This is a genomic window from Lysobacter niastensis, from assembly GCF_031457115.1.
In the GTDB taxonomy this organism is placed as follows: Bacteria; Pseudomonadota; Gammaproteobacteria; order Xanthomonadales; family Xanthomonadaceae; genus Lysobacter_J; species Lysobacter_J niastensis_A.
In genome coordinates, this window is the sequence record NZ_JAVDVY010000002.1 from 356445 (window position 1) to 371133 (window position 14689).

General features: G+C 64.5%; 13 protein-coding genes. 6 read left to right on the forward strand and 7 right to left on the reverse strand.

The features are described from left to right. Positions 1-21: 21 nt before the first annotated feature. Genes J2X06_RS10860 through J2X06_RS10870 form a run of 3 tightly spaced genes read right to left on the reverse strand, consistent with a single transcriptional unit; the run spans position 22 to position 4452 of the window. Positions 22-1338 (reverse strand): peptide MFS transporter, encoded by a 1317-nt coding sequence (locus J2X06_RS10860; protein ID WP_310062193.1) that lies wholly within the window; start codon positions 1336-1338, stop codon positions 22-24. After that, complete coding sequence (locus J2X06_RS10865) at positions 1335-2351, reverse strand: dipeptide epimerase (RefSeq protein ID WP_310062195.1); 1017 nt, start codon at positions 2349-2351, stop codon at positions 1335-1337. The genes J2X06_RS10860 and J2X06_RS10865 overlap by 4 nt, the downstream gene beginning before the upstream one ends. A gap of 55 nt (positions 2352-2406) precedes the next feature. Continuing rightward, a complete protein-coding gene (locus J2X06_RS10870) occupies positions 2407-4452 on the reverse strand; it encodes a serine hydrolase domain-containing protein (protein ID WP_310062198.1) in 2046 nt (681 codons plus the stop codon). A gap of 206 nt (positions 4453-4658) precedes the next feature. Here J2X06_RS10870 and J2X06_RS10875 point away from each other — a divergent pair, with 206 nt between their 5' ends. After that, positions 4659-5300 (forward strand): helix-turn-helix domain-containing protein, encoded by a 642-nt coding sequence (locus tag J2X06_RS10875; RefSeq protein WP_310062201.1) that lies wholly within the window; start codon positions 4659-4661, stop codon positions 5298-5300. Positions 5301-5394: 94 nt separating this feature from the next. On the opposite strand, the gene J2X06_RS10880 is transcribed toward J2X06_RS10875, so the two are convergent. Further along, the gene (locus J2X06_RS10880) at positions 5395-5658 is read right to left on the reverse strand and encodes a hypothetical protein (protein ID WP_310062203.1); all 264 of its coding nucleotides are present in this window, start codon (positions 5656-5658) and stop codon (positions 5395-5397) included. A gap of 194 nt (positions 5659-5852) precedes the next feature. On the opposite strand from J2X06_RS10880, the gene J2X06_RS10885 reads away from it, so the two are divergent. Next, positions 5853-6344, forward strand: a complete 492-nt coding sequence (locus tag J2X06_RS10885; RefSeq protein ID WP_310062205.1) for a glycosyltransferase — start codon at positions 5853-5855, stop codon at positions 6342-6344. Positions 6345-6405: 61 nt separating this feature from the next. On the opposite strand, the gene J2X06_RS10890 is transcribed toward J2X06_RS10885, so the two are convergent. Both J2X06_RS10890 and J2X06_RS10895 read right to left on the reverse strand, forming a co-directional pair. Beyond that, positions 6406-7374 carry a nitrilase-related carbon-nitrogen hydrolase gene (locus J2X06_RS10890; protein ID WP_310062208.1) on the reverse strand — a complete coding sequence of 323 codons (969 nt, stop codon included), beginning with the start codon at positions 7372-7374 and terminating at the stop codon, positions 6406-6408. Between the two features lie 233 nt (positions 7375-7607). Further along, a complete protein-coding gene (locus J2X06_RS10895; RefSeq protein WP_310062211.1) occupies positions 7608-8549 on the reverse strand; it encodes a GlxA family transcriptional regulator in 942 nt (313 codons plus the stop codon). 108 nt (positions 8550-8657) lie between these two features. On the opposite strand from J2X06_RS10895, the gene J2X06_RS10900 reads away from it, so the two are divergent. From J2X06_RS10900 to J2X06_RS10910, 3 genes are read left to right on the forward strand one after another with little or no spacing between them, the layout of a single operon-like run. After that, complete coding sequence (locus tag J2X06_RS10900) at positions 8658-9464, forward strand: SDR family NAD(P)-dependent oxidoreductase (protein WP_310062214.1); 807 nt, start codon at positions 8658-8660, stop codon at positions 9462-9464. A gap of 57 nt (positions 9465-9521) precedes the next feature. Then, positions 9522-10631, forward strand: coding sequence for an HlyD family secretion protein (locus J2X06_RS10905; RefSeq protein WP_310062218.1), 1110 nt, complete (start codon positions 9522-9524; stop codon positions 10629-10631). Between the two features lie 50 nt (positions 10632-10681). Then, entirely contained in the window at positions 10682-12202 is a 1521-nt protein-coding gene (locus tag J2X06_RS10910; RefSeq protein WP_310062221.1) for a DHA2 family efflux MFS transporter permease subunit, read from the forward strand. A 198-nt stretch (positions 12203-12400) separates the two neighbouring features. Here J2X06_RS10910 and J2X06_RS10915 read toward each other — a convergent pair whose 3' ends face one another. After that, positions 12401-12844, reverse strand: a complete 444-nt coding sequence (locus J2X06_RS10915) for a fasciclin domain-containing protein (protein WP_310062224.1) — start codon at positions 12842-12844, stop codon at positions 12401-12403. Positions 12845-13899: 1055 nt separating this feature from the next. Here J2X06_RS10915 and J2X06_RS10920 point away from each other — a divergent pair. After that, entirely contained in the window at positions 13900-14526 is a 627-nt protein-coding gene (locus tag J2X06_RS10920) for an SOUL family heme-binding protein (protein ID WP_310062227.1), read from the forward strand. Positions 14527-14689 lie beyond the last annotated feature (163 nt).

A 14689-nucleotide genomic window follows, 5' to 3' on the forward strand; every position in this document is an offset into this window, starting at 1 on the left:
TCCTAATTGGAAAATTGTCAATCACGCGTGGGCAGCCTCAGGAGAAGACGTGCCATTGGTGGCCTCGGCCCGGAGCACCGGACCGTCGAGCAGGCGCAGCAGGCAACCGGCGGTCGCCGCCACCCCCGCCATCACGCCGAAGAAGGCCGCGTGCCCCATCGCGCTCCACAAGGTGCCCAGGGCGCCGGCCAGAAGGTTTCCTCCGAAAGAGGCGAAGTACCAGGCGGCGATCGTGGTCGCCGCATGCCCCGCCGGGGCAAGGCGCGCAAACAAGCCCAGGCCGATCGGCAGGATGAACAGTTCGCCGACGGTGAACAGCAGGAAGAACCCGGCGAGCCAGATCCAGTGCGCATGCCCGCTCGCGCTCGCATCGACGAACGCGAGCATCGCGAACGCGGACGCGACGACGAACGCGCCCATCGCCATCTTCTTCGCCGGCGAAGGTTCGCGGCCGCCGCTCGCCTGCTTGGTCCACCGCATGACGAGCAGCGGCGTGAGAAAGATCACCAGCAGCGGATTGAGCGCCTGGAACCACGTCATCGGAATCGTGAAGGCCCCGGCCGCGCGGTCCAGGCCGACGTCGGCCCACAACGCGATCGTGTTGCCCGACTGTTCGTACGCGCCGCGGAACACCATGACGCACAGGCCGATCGCCAGCAGCGCGAGAATGCGTTTGCGCATCGCATCGCGCGGCATGCGCGCCGTTGGCTCGATGTCGCGCGCCTTCGGCCGCTCCGGCGGCAACCAGCGCGCACCGAGCGTATAGATCACGAGGCCCAGCAACATGCCGATGCCCGCCGCGCCGAAGCCCCAGTGCCAGCCATACAGCTCGCCGAGCGTGCCGCAGACGAGCGGTGCCAGCAGGCCGCCGACGTTGATGCCCACGTAATAGAAGTTGTACGCCGAGCCGCGACGCGGATCGTCCTTCGCGTACAGATCGTCGATCTGGCTCGGCAGGCTGGGCAGGAACAGGCCGTTGCCCAGCGCGATCGCCGCCAAGGCGAAATAGAGCAGCGATTCCGAGGCCATCAGGAAGTGCCCGATGGACATGATCGCGGCGCCGATGATGACCGAGCGCTTGCGCCCCAGCCAGCGATCGGAGATGACGCCGCCGACGATCGGCGTGAAGTAGAACGTCGCCACGTACACGCCGTAGACCAGCGATGCATGCTGCTGGCCGAACAACAACTGCTTCGTCATGTAGTAGACGAGCAGCGTGCGCATCCCGTAGTAGGAGAAGATCTCCCACATCTGCGTGAGGAACAGGATCGCCAGGCCCGGCGGCTGGTTGAACCAGTGCGAACGGGCGATGGCGCGCGGCGCGGCGATCACGTTCACACCACCGAGTCCGGCGTGCCCCAGACCGTGGCGGGGCAATCGACATGGCCGTCGGCGTAGACGACCCCTGGCACGCGGTCCTGCACCAGGAACACCGGACCGTCCAGGTCCACGACATCGCAGTACTGGCCGAGCAGGAACGCCGGCGCCATGGCGAGGCTGGTGCCGACCATGTTGCCGACCATGACCTTCAGGCCCATCTCCCGCGCACGCCGGGCCATCAGCAGGCCTTCGGTGAGGCCACCACACTTGTCCAGCTTGATGTTGACCACATCGAAATACCGGCCCAGGGTCTCGAGTTCGCCCAGGTGCAGGATGCTTTCGTCGGCGGCGATCGGCACGACGTGATCGATACCCTCCAGTTCCGCCTCGCGGCCGCGCCGGACCGGCTGTTCGAGCAGCGACACGCTTTCGGCAACGAGCACCGGCAACAACCGTGACAGCGTGGCAGCCTCGTAGCCCTGGTTGGCGTCGACGCCGATCCACACATCCGGACGCACCTTGCGCACCGCGCGCACGCGTTCGATGTCCAGATCGACCTCACCGGTCAACTTGAGTTTGATGGCGCGCGCATGCGTGTAGGCCAGCGCGCGTTGCGCCATCACGTCGGGATCGTCGGCGCCCACCGTGAATGTGGTGAGCAGCGGCCGCGGCCGCTCCATGTCCGCCAGATGCCAGGCCGGAACGCCGGCGATCTTGGCTTCGAGTTCCCACAGTGCGCAGTCGACCGCATTGCGGGCGCCGCCGGGTGGCAGCAGCATGCGCAACTCCTCGCGCGTGATGCCCGACTCGATGCGATCGCGCAGGGATTCCAGCTTGACCAGCATGTCCGCCGGTTCGTCGTGCTGGTAGTACACGCCGGCGGCTTCGCCGCGGCCGATGTGATCGCCCTGGCGCAGGGTGACGATGGTGACCGGCGACGCTTCGAAGACGTGTCCGGAGATGCGGAAGGGAGCGGACAAGCGCAGCAGCTCATTCCGCAGCGCGAGCTCGACGCGGTCGATCTTGATCACAGGCTGTTTTCCGGAAAACGCGCGGCGGCGCAAGGCCGCCGCGCGGGAAGGACGGTCAGTAGTTCGCGTTGAAGCCGACCAAGTGGCAGGCGATGCCGATGAACAGCAGTGCCAGGGACGCCGCGGCGAGCACGATGGCCCACAGCTTGGCCCACCACGAACGCTTGCTGCGCAGCACGGTCCACGCGTTCCACAACGCGATGGCGGCGCCGATCGGCAGGAGGAGCGTGGTCAGGACGCGCACGGCGATGACCATGCCATCCTTGCTCGGCGACATCATCGCCAGGTCCGACATCATCGTGAAAATCATCGCGACCATGCCGCCCACCGACACCAGCACGGCGAGCGAGGCGATGCGGCTCCAGCGGTGCGCGCGCGCATCGACGCCCGACAGCGGATAGCGCACGCCGTAGTGGCGGCGCACCAGGGCCGACGCCGGCCAGGCGAGCACGGTCAGCAGCAGCGCGGCGAGGCTGCCGAACAGCAGCGTCATGAACACGACCGGGGTCTGCCACCACGCGGCGCGCTGGAACACCATGATCGAGGCAATGGGCTCGGCGCTGAAGCGGGTCACGCGGCCGTCGACGACGTCGGCGGCAAGGCGGTCGCCGCTGTTGGTGTCCTGCCACACGAACGGCGCGATCTCACGCCACTTCTTCGGCGCGCCGCTGTAGCCGGCGAGCATCGGCACGCTGATCGTGCCGTCCTCGTTCACGCTGACCTTGGTCTGGCCGAGGGTGTACACGAGGTTCATGAAGTTCGAATCGGCGCGGCGGCTGCTGTTGTAGCTGCCGGCGAGCAGCTGCGCGTGCTGCTTGGCGGTAGCGGCGTCGATGCCCTTTGCTTCGTTCGGCGGGCCCGGCAGGTAGCGGTTTACGAAACCGGTGACCAGGCCGTCGCGGATCAGGCGGGCGCTGCCGTCCTTGCCGCTGCTGTTGGTCGAGACGTAGATGCCGATGTTGTCGTCGAGGAACAACTGCAGGTCGCTGTGGAACCACTGCGTATCGCCGCCGTGCGCGATCGCGCGGTGGCCGTTTGCGGTGGTTTCGTAGAAGCCGAGCATCATCTTGTTGAGCGGGCCGACCGAGGTCTGCCCGGTCCCGTGCATCTCGCGCGCGGTCTCGTCGCGCAGGATGCGCTGGTCGCCGAACGCGCCGTGCTGCAGGTGCGCGATCATGAAGTTGCCCATGTCGGCGCCAGTCGACGCCAGGCTGCCTGCGGGCGCGAGGTTGATGTACTCGTACGGCTGCTCCTTGCCTTCCGACGCCCTCTTGTAGCCCTTCGACGTCATCGCCAGCAGGTTCTTCTGGATCGGCTGGCTGAAGGTGGAGTGCTGCATGCCCAGCGGCGCGAAGATGTGCTGCGCGATGTACTGGTCGAACGGCTGGCCCGACGTGCGCTCGACGATGTAGCCCGCGACCGCCGTGGCGTAGTTGGAGTACGCGGGCGTGGAGCCCGCCGCGTACACGCGCTCCGGGACCCAGTGCTTGAGGGTCGCGTCGAGCGGTGCGATTTCCTTCTCGCTGTTCGCGATCAGGCCGCGGATCACCTCTTCCATGCCCGAGGTGTGGGTCATGATGTTGCGCAGCGTGACCGGCTTGCCCTGGTAGGGCGGGATCTTGAAGTCGATGTACTTGTTGACGTCCTCGTCGAGGTTCAACTTGCCCTGCTCGACGAGCTGCATCACGGCGGTCCAGGTGAACAGCTTGGACACCGAGCCCGGGCGGAAGAGCGTGCCAGCCGGATCGACCGGCGCGCGCTTGGCCAGGTCGGAGTAGCCGTAGCCCTTCTGCAGCAGCACCTTGCCGTCCTTCACCACGACGACGACCGAGCCGGCCACGTCGGTCTGCTCCAGCGCGTACGGCATGAAGCCGTCGAGCCAGGCTTCCAGGTCGGCCGCGCTCAGGCGGTCAGCGGCGGTGACCGGCGGCGCTACCGAGGCCGCCGGAGCCGTCGGAACGGGCACCTGGGTGGGCGTTACCGCAGGGCCTTGGCCGGCCGGCGCTACGCCGGATGGCTCGGCAGCCACTGCCGGAATGGCCAGGACCATCGCCAGCAATGCCGAACACATCGGACGCCAGCGGATTGGATGCTTCTTCAATGGACTTCCCCCTAAGGCAGTGGACACGGAATCGGTGCCAGGCTGGCACCACGCGCAGAGACTGACCGACCTTTTTCGAAATAATGATCCTGATTAGAGAATTGTCAACCTGTTCCGGTCGTTTCCACCTAGAATAGGCAGCAGACGGTCTTGAGGCCGCCCGGAACCGGGAACCCCCACCCCGGCCCTTGCAGGAGCATCACGGCATGACATCGCAGCACCCGACCATCGGCAGCCTTTTGCGCGCCCTGCGCGCCCGCAACGACTGGACGCTCAAGGAAATGAGCCAGCGCTGCGGCATCCCGCTGTCGACCCTGTCCAAGGTCGAACACGACCGCCTGAGCCTGACCTACGACAAGCTGCTGCAGATCAGCCAGCGCCTGAACATCCGCATGTCGGAACTGTTCGCCGAGCACGACAACGTTTCCGAGCCGGCGGTGACGGCGCGTCGCAGCATCGGCCGAGTCGAGGACGCGGTGCGGGTCACCACGCCCAACTACGACTATTTCTACCTGTGCCCCGAATTGCGCCGTAAGCGCATGATCCCGGTGGTGACGCGGGTGCGCGCCAAGAGCATCGAGGAATTCGGCGAACTGGTGCACCACTCCGGCGAGGAGTACATCCACGTGCTCGAAGGTCGCGCCGAGGTGCATACCGAGTTCTACGACCCGATCGTCCTCGAGGCCGGCCAGTCGGTCTACATCGACTCCAACATGGGCCACGCCTACATCGCGGCGGAAGGGTGTGAGGAGGTCGTGCTGCTGGGCGTGTGCTCCAGCGCCGACGACCAGCTGATGGAGTCGCTGCTGCACATGCACGGCGAGAGCGGCAAAGTCGCGGCGAAGTGAGCGCGAGCCGCCGGTTGCCTGGCAATCCGGCGGCGACATATACGATGGAAGGCGAGCGCGTCGCAGTCGATTCGACGCCTCGCGTGGTGCCGCCTCATTCCTCCGGCGGTGGCTGCAGCTTCACCGACAACGCCTCCAGTTCGGCGATCACCGCATCCAGCGCGTCGTGAAACTCGCCCTGACGGGTCATCAGGTCCTCGATCTTCCCCGCCTGCTTCAACTTCGAAAGCTCACCATCGAACAGCAGCCACTGCGTGGTCAGCAGTTCCACGTAGTTCTTGGAGTAGTGCCGCATCTCCTTGAGCTGGGTCACCGTGTCGTTTACATGATCAAAAGCGGTCTTGGTTTCCGCGGTCATGACGGCCTCCTTCCTGCAAGGTGCCATTGAGGGTACCCCCGCAAAGCTGGCCGCCCATGTAACGACGGCGGAAAGCCCCCGTTCTTTGTGAAGGAATTGGCAAGGCGCCATGAGCGGCGAGTTGCGATCGCCTCGCGGTGCCGCCTTCACGCGAACCATGCATCGGGCGGCTTCGACGCCTGGTCCGCGCCAGGGTGACATCCGCCTGTCACGCAAAGGTCGCAATCATTCGCGCCGGGGACCCGCCCCTTCGAGCCTGCCCATGCACGTGCTGCCCCGATGCCAGCCGACTCAAGGCGCTGTCGACCACGCTGGGCCTGGAGCGGAACACCCGCTTCTTCGGCAATCTCGATCGACGCAGTGCGCTGCTCGACTGCTATCGCGCCGCGAACGTCTTCGTGTTCGCCTCGCCGACCGAGACACAGGGCCTGGTATTGATCGAGGCGATGGCCCTGGGCGTCCCCATCGTGTCCACTGCCGTGATGGGAACGGCCACCGTGCTGCGGGGAACCCGCAGCGCGGTAACCAGCGAGCCCGACGTCGATCGGTTCGCCGAACATGTCGCCAGCGTGCTCCGCCAGCCGCGCCTGCGAACGGCGCTGTCCGAGGCTGGACCGGCCGATGCGCAACGCTGGGACGCCTCGATCCTCACGCAGCGGGCGCTTGGCGTATACGTGGCGTCCTGAGCGCGATCGCGGAGCGTAATGGCCGGCGCGAGTCCGCCGGCCACCACTCGTTTTTGGCGTGTTACAGGGATTCCACGGCCCGCGAATCGTCACCTGTCCCGGCGCCACGCTCATGCACATGAGCCGTCTTCGTACGATCGATCCTGAGGCTGAGAAGTTCCGGACGGCTGTAGTGACCGCGGGTATCCACCAGGCGCTTGCGGGCCTCGATCAGCGACAGGTCGAGATCCGCAATGACCTCGCCTTCTCCGCTCGTGAGCGGCCCGCCGATGATCTTGCCTTCCGGATCGATGATGGCGGTGAAGCAACCACCCGAAATCGGCCCGATGGGAGCGCCGGTGTCCTTGGCAATCTGCGCCTGCTGATCGGCATCGAGCCATGCGGTGGCGTTGACGACGAAGCAAGCCGATTCGAGAGCGTGCTGGCGGACGTTGATTTCCATCTGCTCGGCGAACAGCGGGCCGGCAAACGATCCTGGATACATCGCGGAATGGATCTGCTCGCCGTCGGCCATCAGTGCATATCGCGCCAGTGGCATGTAGTGCTCCCAGCAGGCGAGTTGTCCGATGCGGCCCACCGCACTGTCGACGGCGCGCAGGTCCGAAGCATCGCCCTGCCCCCACACCATCCGCTCATGGTAGGTCGGCGTCAGTTTGCGCCTGCGCTGGATGAGCGTTCCGTCAGAGTCGAACAGAAGCTGGGTGTTGTAGAGGGAGTGACCGTCCCGTTCGTTGACTCCAATGGAGACCACCATGTTCGCTTCGCGTGCGGCCGCGCCGATGGCGTCGGTTTCGGCAGAGGGGACGGTGACTGCTTCGTTGAGCAGGCGCAGGTGCTCCTTGCCCATGACGAAGGGCGCCTGCACGAACGAGAAGTAAGGGTAATAGGGGATGACCGTCTCGGGGAACGTGGCGAACTGGACGCCTTGTTCGCCTAATTGTCGAATTTTCCTTACGACTTTTTCGACGGTACCAGCTCGGCTGTACAGCACCGGACTGATTTGAACGGCGGCGGCTTTGACGATGGCCATGGGGGACTCCTACGAATGTCGCTTCCGACACGATGCCGGGCTACGGGACAGAATGTAGGGCCGACAGCCTATGTCGTAAATGTCGTATGTACCTCGTTTTAGGTCATACGCCAGGCAGCCCTCGATGTCCGCATTTGGCGACCGATCATCAAGGTCATTGAGTGAAGGGCGCGATAGTGCAGCCTCTACGGGCGATCCCGGCAGCGAGCGCGATCCGCGCAGCTATTGGGCTCTCACATCGTGGCCATGCGGGCGTTGCGCCGCACCACTTGCGGCGGTTGCCCAAACGCCCGCAGGAACGCGCGACGCATCCTTTCCGGATCGACGAACCCAGTTTCAACGGCCACCTCGTCGATCGTGTGCCGACTTTGTTCGATCATCACCCGCGCCGCTTCCACGCGCAGGTTCTCGACCGCCTTGGCCGGCGATTGGCCGGTCTCCGCACGGAATGCACGACTGAACTGGCGCGGACTCAGATGCGCGGCCTCGGCCAATTCCTCGACCGTCAAAGGCGCACGCAGGTTTCGCCGGGCATACTCGAGCGCGCTCTGTATCCGGTCGGATTTCGCATCCATTTCCAGCAGCGCCGAATGCTGCGACTGGCCACCCGCGCGGCGATGGTAGACCACGAGCTTCTGCGCCACGGTCCGGGCGAGCTCGGCGCCGAAATCCTTCTCGATCATGCCCAAGGCCAGATCGATGCCGGCGCTCATCCCCGCCGACGTCCAGATCGGACCGTCGATGATGAAGATCCGGTCCTCTTCCACGTGGGCCTTCGGAAACTGCTTCTGCAACGCGCGCGCATGGACCCAATGCGTGGTGACACGCCTGCCCTCCAGCAGGCCGGCCTCGCCCAGGATGAAGGCTCCGGTACACACCGATGCGGTTCGCCTGGCGGATTCAGCTGCCTTACGAACGAGCCTGACCAAACCAGGACTCGACGATGCCGGGTGCAGCAACCCGGTAACAATGAGTGTGTCCACTTTCTGTCGGGACAAGGCGCGCGTCTCGACGGACATTCCCAATGAATTGGGGACCGTCCCGCCCTCCTCTGACAGCAGCCGGATGTCGTACAGACGCTGTTTTGCCGTGGCATTGGCCAGCTCGAATGCCGACGCGGCCGCCAACCCCATGATCTGGAAGCCCGACGGCACCACAAAGCCGATGGTGAGCATGGGCAAGACCTCGCGTGACCTAAAACGAGGTTTATACGACATTTACGCCATAGTCAAGGATCTCTAGATTTTCCGGCACCCGGCACCTGCCGAAACCTCGGAGTTTCCATGAACACCCGCATCCACAAAGGAACCGCGCTCATCACCGGCGCGTCGTCCGGCATTGGCGCGGTCTATGCCGACCGTCTGGCCCGGGCCGGGTACGACCTGATCCTGGTCGCCCGCCGCGCCGACAACCTGCGCTCGCTCGCCACCGAACTGACGACGAAAACCGGCCGCTCGGTCGAAACGATCGCGGCCGACCTGACTCAGCCGACCGAATTGGCCAAGGTCGAGTCGGTGCTCAGGACCGACGCCAGCATCACCCTGCTCGTCAACAACGCCGGCGTCGGTTCGACGGCTCCGCTGCTCCAGTCCGACGTCGCTGACATGGATCGCATGATCACGCTCAACGTCAACGTGCTGATGCGCCTTGCCTATGCTGCCGCCCCGGCGTTCGTCGCGCGCGGCGAAGGCACGATCGTCAACATCGCTTCGGTCGTTGCATTGGCTCCCGAACTGCTCAACGGCGTGTACGGCGGCAGCAAGGCCTTCGTGCTCGCGTTCTCGCAGTCGCTGCAGCACGAGTTGGCCGACAAGGGCGTGCGCGTGCAGGCGGTACTGCCGGGCGCCACCGCCACCGACTTCTGGGATGCCGCCGGCACTCCGGTCGCGCACCTCCCTCAACAGATCGTGATGTCGGTGCATGACATGGTCGATGCCGCGCTGGCGGGTTTGGCGCTGGGCGAGCAGGTGACCATCCCGGCCCTGCCCGACGTGGCCGACTGGAATGCCTTCGAGCAGGCGCGAAAAGCGCTCGCCCCTGGGCTGTCCCGCTCCGTGCCGGCCCCCCGCTTCGCCGTGGGCGCTGAGTGATCGATGGCGGCGGCCCGCGTTCCGGACCGCCGCCGGTTGACGAATACGAGTATCGCCATGAGCAACCTATCCGCCGCACCTACCCTCCAGGACAACATGGAGATCGCGAGTCCGCCACGGAACCGCCGACGCATGTTCGTCGGACTGCTCACCGCCATTGCGCTGGTTGCGGGCGGCCTTTATGCGGCGCACTGGTGGCGCGCCGGCCGCTTCGTCGAAGAAACCGATGACGCCTACGTGGGCGGCGACGTCACCGTGATCGCGCCCCGCGTGTCGGGCTACATCGTCGAACTGGTGGTGCACGACAACCAGCGCGTCAGCAAGGGCGACCTGCTGTTCCGGATCGACGACCGCGACTTCCGCGCGGCACTGGCCAAGGCGGACGGCGCGGTCGCCGCGCAGGAGGCACTGCTGGCGAACCTCGACGCGACCGCGCGGCTGCAGGACGCGGTCATCCACCAGGCACGGGCCGGCGTCGGCGCCGCCCATGCCGAAACCGTGCGTTCCCGTGACGACCAGCTGCGCTACAACACGCTGGCGCAGCAGCAGGCCGTTTCCCTGGAGAGCGCGCAGCGCGCCCAGGCAACGTACCTGACCGCAGTGGCGAACACCGAGCATGCGCAAGCGGGCCTGGTCGCCGCGCAACGCCAGATCGAAGTGATCGCCTCGCAGAGGCGACAGGCCGAAGCGGCCCTCGACCAGGCGAAGGCCGAGCGCGATGCCGCGCAACTGCTCGTCGGTTATGCGCAGGTGCGGGCGCCGGTCGACGGCGTGGTCGGTAACCGCCGTGCCCGACTCGGCGCCTACGCCGCCGCCGGCGGACAGTTGCTGGCCATCGTCCCTTCGCGCGGCCTGTGGGTCGATGCCAATTTCAAGGAAGACCAGTTGGCGCGCATGCGTGAAGGTGCGCCGGTGGAGATCCGCGCCGACATCCTGCGTGGCAAGGTCTTCCATGGCCATCTGTCCAGTCTCGCGCCGGCCACCGGAGCGCAGTTCAGCATCCTGCCGATCGAAAATGCGACCGGCAACTTCACCAAGATCGTTCAGCGCGTGCCGGTACGGATCGTGCTCGATCCGAAGGACGGGACGCTTGGACTGTTGCGTCCGGGCCTGTCCGTCGTCGCCGAGGTCGATACGCGTGGCGGACACAAGAAGAGCGCCCCGTGAACGCTCAGGCCCCCGGGCGCGGACAACCCGGCGCGCTCGGATCGCTCAGCATGACCCAGAAGCTGCTGGCTTTCGCCAGCATGTGCGTAGGCATGTTCATCGCGCTGCTGGACATCCAGATCGTGTCGGCCTCGCTGCGCGATATCGGCGGCGGACTCTCCGCTGGTGCGGATGAAACCGTCTGGGTCCAGACCAGCTACCTCATCGCCGAGATCGTCGTCATCCCGTTGTCGGGCTGGTTGTCGCGGGTGTTCTCGACGCGCTGGCTGTTCTCCGCATCCGCCGTCGGGTTCACCCTGGCCAGCCTGCTGTGCGGGTTGGCCTGGGACATCAACAGCATGATCGCCTTCCGCGCCCTGCAGGGTTTCCTGGGCGGATCGATGATCCCGATGGTCTTCACGGCCGCCTTCATCTTCTTCGACGGGAAGCAGCGCGTGATCGCCGCGTCGACCATCGGCGCCCTCGCCTCCCTCGCACCAACCCTTGGGCCCGCGCTCGGCGGCTGGATCACCGAACACGCGTCCTGGCATTGGCTGTTCTTCGTCAACCTGGTCCCTGGGCCGCTGGTGGCGATCCTGACTTTCAGGCTGGTCAACATCGACAAGGCGGACCTGTCGCTGCTGCGTGGCGCCGACTATCTGGGCATGGTGCTGCTGGCGTTGTTCCTGGGTTGCCTGCAATACACGCTCGAAGAGGGCCCACGCTGGGACTGGTTCGGCGACCGGACCATCCTGACGACGGCCTGGATCGCAGGGTTGAGCGGCATCGGGTTCGTCTTGCGGACCCTGACTTACGCCCAGCCTCTTGTCGACCTGCGTGCATTGCGCGATCGCAATTTCGCATTGGGCAGCCTGTTCTCGTTCGTGACCGGCGTGGGGTTGTTCGCCACGATCTATCTGACGCCGCTGTTCCTTGGCCGCGTACGCGGCTACAGCGCACTGCAGATCGGCGAGGCGGTTTTGTCTACCGGCATGTTCCAGATTCTTACGGTCCCGCTGTACGCGTGGCTGGCGCGGCGCTTCGATCTTCGCTGGATCCTGATGGTCGGCATGGCCCTGTTCGCGATCTCGATGTGGGAGTTCGCTCCGATCACCCACGACTGGGGCGCGCGCGAGCTGCTGTTCCCCCAGGCACTGCGCGGCATGGCGCAACAACTGGCGGTGCCACCGGTTGTCACGCTGACCCTCGGCGGTCTTGCACCTGCGCGCCTGAAGCTGGCCTCCGGCCTGTTCAACCTGATGCGCAACCTGGGCGGCGCGATCGGCATCGCGGCATGCGCGACGATCCTCAACGACCGCACGAACCTGCATTTCCAGCGCCTGGCCGAGCATCTCAACAGCACGAACGAAAGCCTAGCCCTCTGGATGACCGGCGCCGCCGCACGTCTGGGAACCACGGCCGACGAGGCCGTCTTGCGACCGCTCTGGCAGGCCACCTTCCGCGAGGCGCAGACCCAGGCGTACTCGGACGCATTCCTGGTGATCATGGCCGCCTTCATCCTGACCGTGCTCATGGTGCCGCTCATGCGCAAGGTGGCGCCGCCCAGTGCCCCGTCTGCTGACTCCCATTGATTCCGCTGCGACAGCGGTATTGCAGTGCCAGGCGAAAGCGAAAGCTCGCTGCTACGACGCGCGGACAAGGCGCTCTACCGGACCCGGGGGCAAGGCGGCAGGTCGCAATTGCGTGATGCTGGCGGAAGCAGAGGCGTGCTCGTCCTAAAAAAACGGCGAGGCAATAGCCCCGCCGTTTCGTACATCACCCTAGCGACATTACTGCTTGGTCGGAACATTGACCTTGTCGATGCCGTGGATGACGCCATTGCTCGAGGCGATGTCGGCCGAAGTGACCAGAGCGCCGTCGATGCTGACCTTGTCGTCGGTCATCTTGATCGGGGCGGACTGGCCATTGACCGTCTTGGCCGTATCCCATTTGCCGATGTCGGCCACGAGCTTGCGGCCACTGACGACGTGGTAGTTAAGCAGCGAAACGAGTTCTTCCTTATTCTCGGGCTTGAACAGGTTCTCCAGCTTGCCGGCCGGCAGCTTGTCGAACGCGGCATCGGTCGGGGCAAAGATGGTGAATGGGCCAGTGCCACGCAGAGTTTCGCTCATGCCGGCGCGATCGATGGCCTTGCCGAAGGTCTTGAACGACCCGTTGGCGGCAGCGGTATCGACGAGGTTCTTGGTGCTGGGGGTATTGGTCACGGTGTTCATAGGTAATGAGTGCCTTTGGAGTGTGATTCGCGGAGTTGCGAAATCGAGAGCGGCCGAAGCCGTGGCCCCTGCCGATGGCAGGGACGCGAGGCTCAGTGCGGAGAAAGGAGGGGAAATGCAGCGCGGCTGAGTGGCCGTTACGACCTTGCGTCGTAGTGCCATCGCAGGGTGCGCCTTATGTTGTTACTTAGATGTTATCTGGACCAAGCTGCATGGGGGCGCGGTCACCTGACGTTGTGTATCGCTGCCGTGTACCACGAGATATTGGCTCCTCGCGACGAAGAGATTCCTCGCATCCATCAAGCCTCGCCGAAACATCGGTTGCCGAGTAGGAAAGCTCGAAGCCGAAGCTGCGCCGGAACAATTATCAGCCGATAGCTGACATCAAGGGCGCGCTTGAAGATTCGACGCCACTGGACAGTGGCTGCATGCCGCGCAGCCACCCACATGGCAGGCCAGGATCGCACTGAGTGCGCGGAGCACGATGCTCTACTTGCACCATCGGGAGTGCCTGTCCAGTTCGGACCGGGAAGGAATGCACACCGAAGGCAAAGACGGTTCAGTGGACATGCACTCCAGTGGACATGCACTCCAAAAGGGAATACGTTGGTTTGGCATTCGGCGAACATTCCGTGCCTGGGCCTCCGTGCAGCTCGTACTGACGGACTCATGCATGAAGCTATCGCTCTATAGGCGTACCGATGCGTCGATTGTCGCCTTGCCCGAGATATTCCTGCCCCCGGGGGCGGTTGGTGCGGCCGGGCCTTACGTCTTCGTGGGTTCCGTCCGCACGGAAGATGCAGCTTTGGAGAACGAGATACTGTCAGCCATGGACGGATCTGGAGTGTTCGTACCATCCAGGCGTGGCCTGCTCGATTTGATGGCAAGCGCTGCACATGCCGTTGGGTTCCGATAGCGCATCTCTGATGCGGTCGCGACAAAACCGCAGTGGCCTACGCGCCACCGCGAATCCAGTTCTGGAATAGGCGGAGAGTGAAGCGCCCCGAGATAACTGACCAAGAAGCCCAATAGGCAGTGGTTAGTTGGAGATGATCATGAGCAGTTCAACAAGACCCTTGTTCACCGACATCCTCAAATCGATACCAGGGTTTTTCGGTATTCGTGTTGATGCCGAGCCTGCCTACCACATGGAGGGAATCGTAGGGCGGGTTGAGATCAGGCGATACGCGCCGGCACTACTGGCTCAGGTGTCCACTGACGGAGACCACGATATTGCTGTAGATGCGGCTCAGGGGAAACTGACTGATTACATATATGGCGACAACGAGAGTCGAGAGAAGATGGAGATGACGTCGCCAACATTCCAAACGGATGGTGAGTCAAAGATGTTCTCCGTGCCGCCGCCTAAACACGGGGCTTCGGGCGGCTGGACGGTTGCGTTCTTCCTTTCGAACAATCTGGATCCAGGCGAGGCGCCGCTTCCAGATGATCCGGCGATCAGCATTGTTGAGTCTCCCGAAATGCTTGTCGCGACTCTCCGATACGGCGGGAACAACACGGAACAGCAGCGTTCCATCGCAAAGAGAGAGTTGATCCAGACGCTGTCAGGATCAATGTGGGATTTAGACGATCAGGTCTACTGGGCGAGCTATGACCAGCCATTCGCGATCCCATTCCTTAAGAGAAATGAGGCTCATGCCCCTGTGGCAAGATCGCCCTAGCTAGCCGAGCACCGCGCATCCCGACGTTGGTGGGCATACGATCGCTTCCGCCAGACCGCGAATAGGATCAAGGTGTGACCTGCCCCCAAGGCCGTACCGCAATAAGTCTGGATTGGATCACACCAACCCCGCCTAGCGCCCGTATACCAAGCGTTCCGTACCA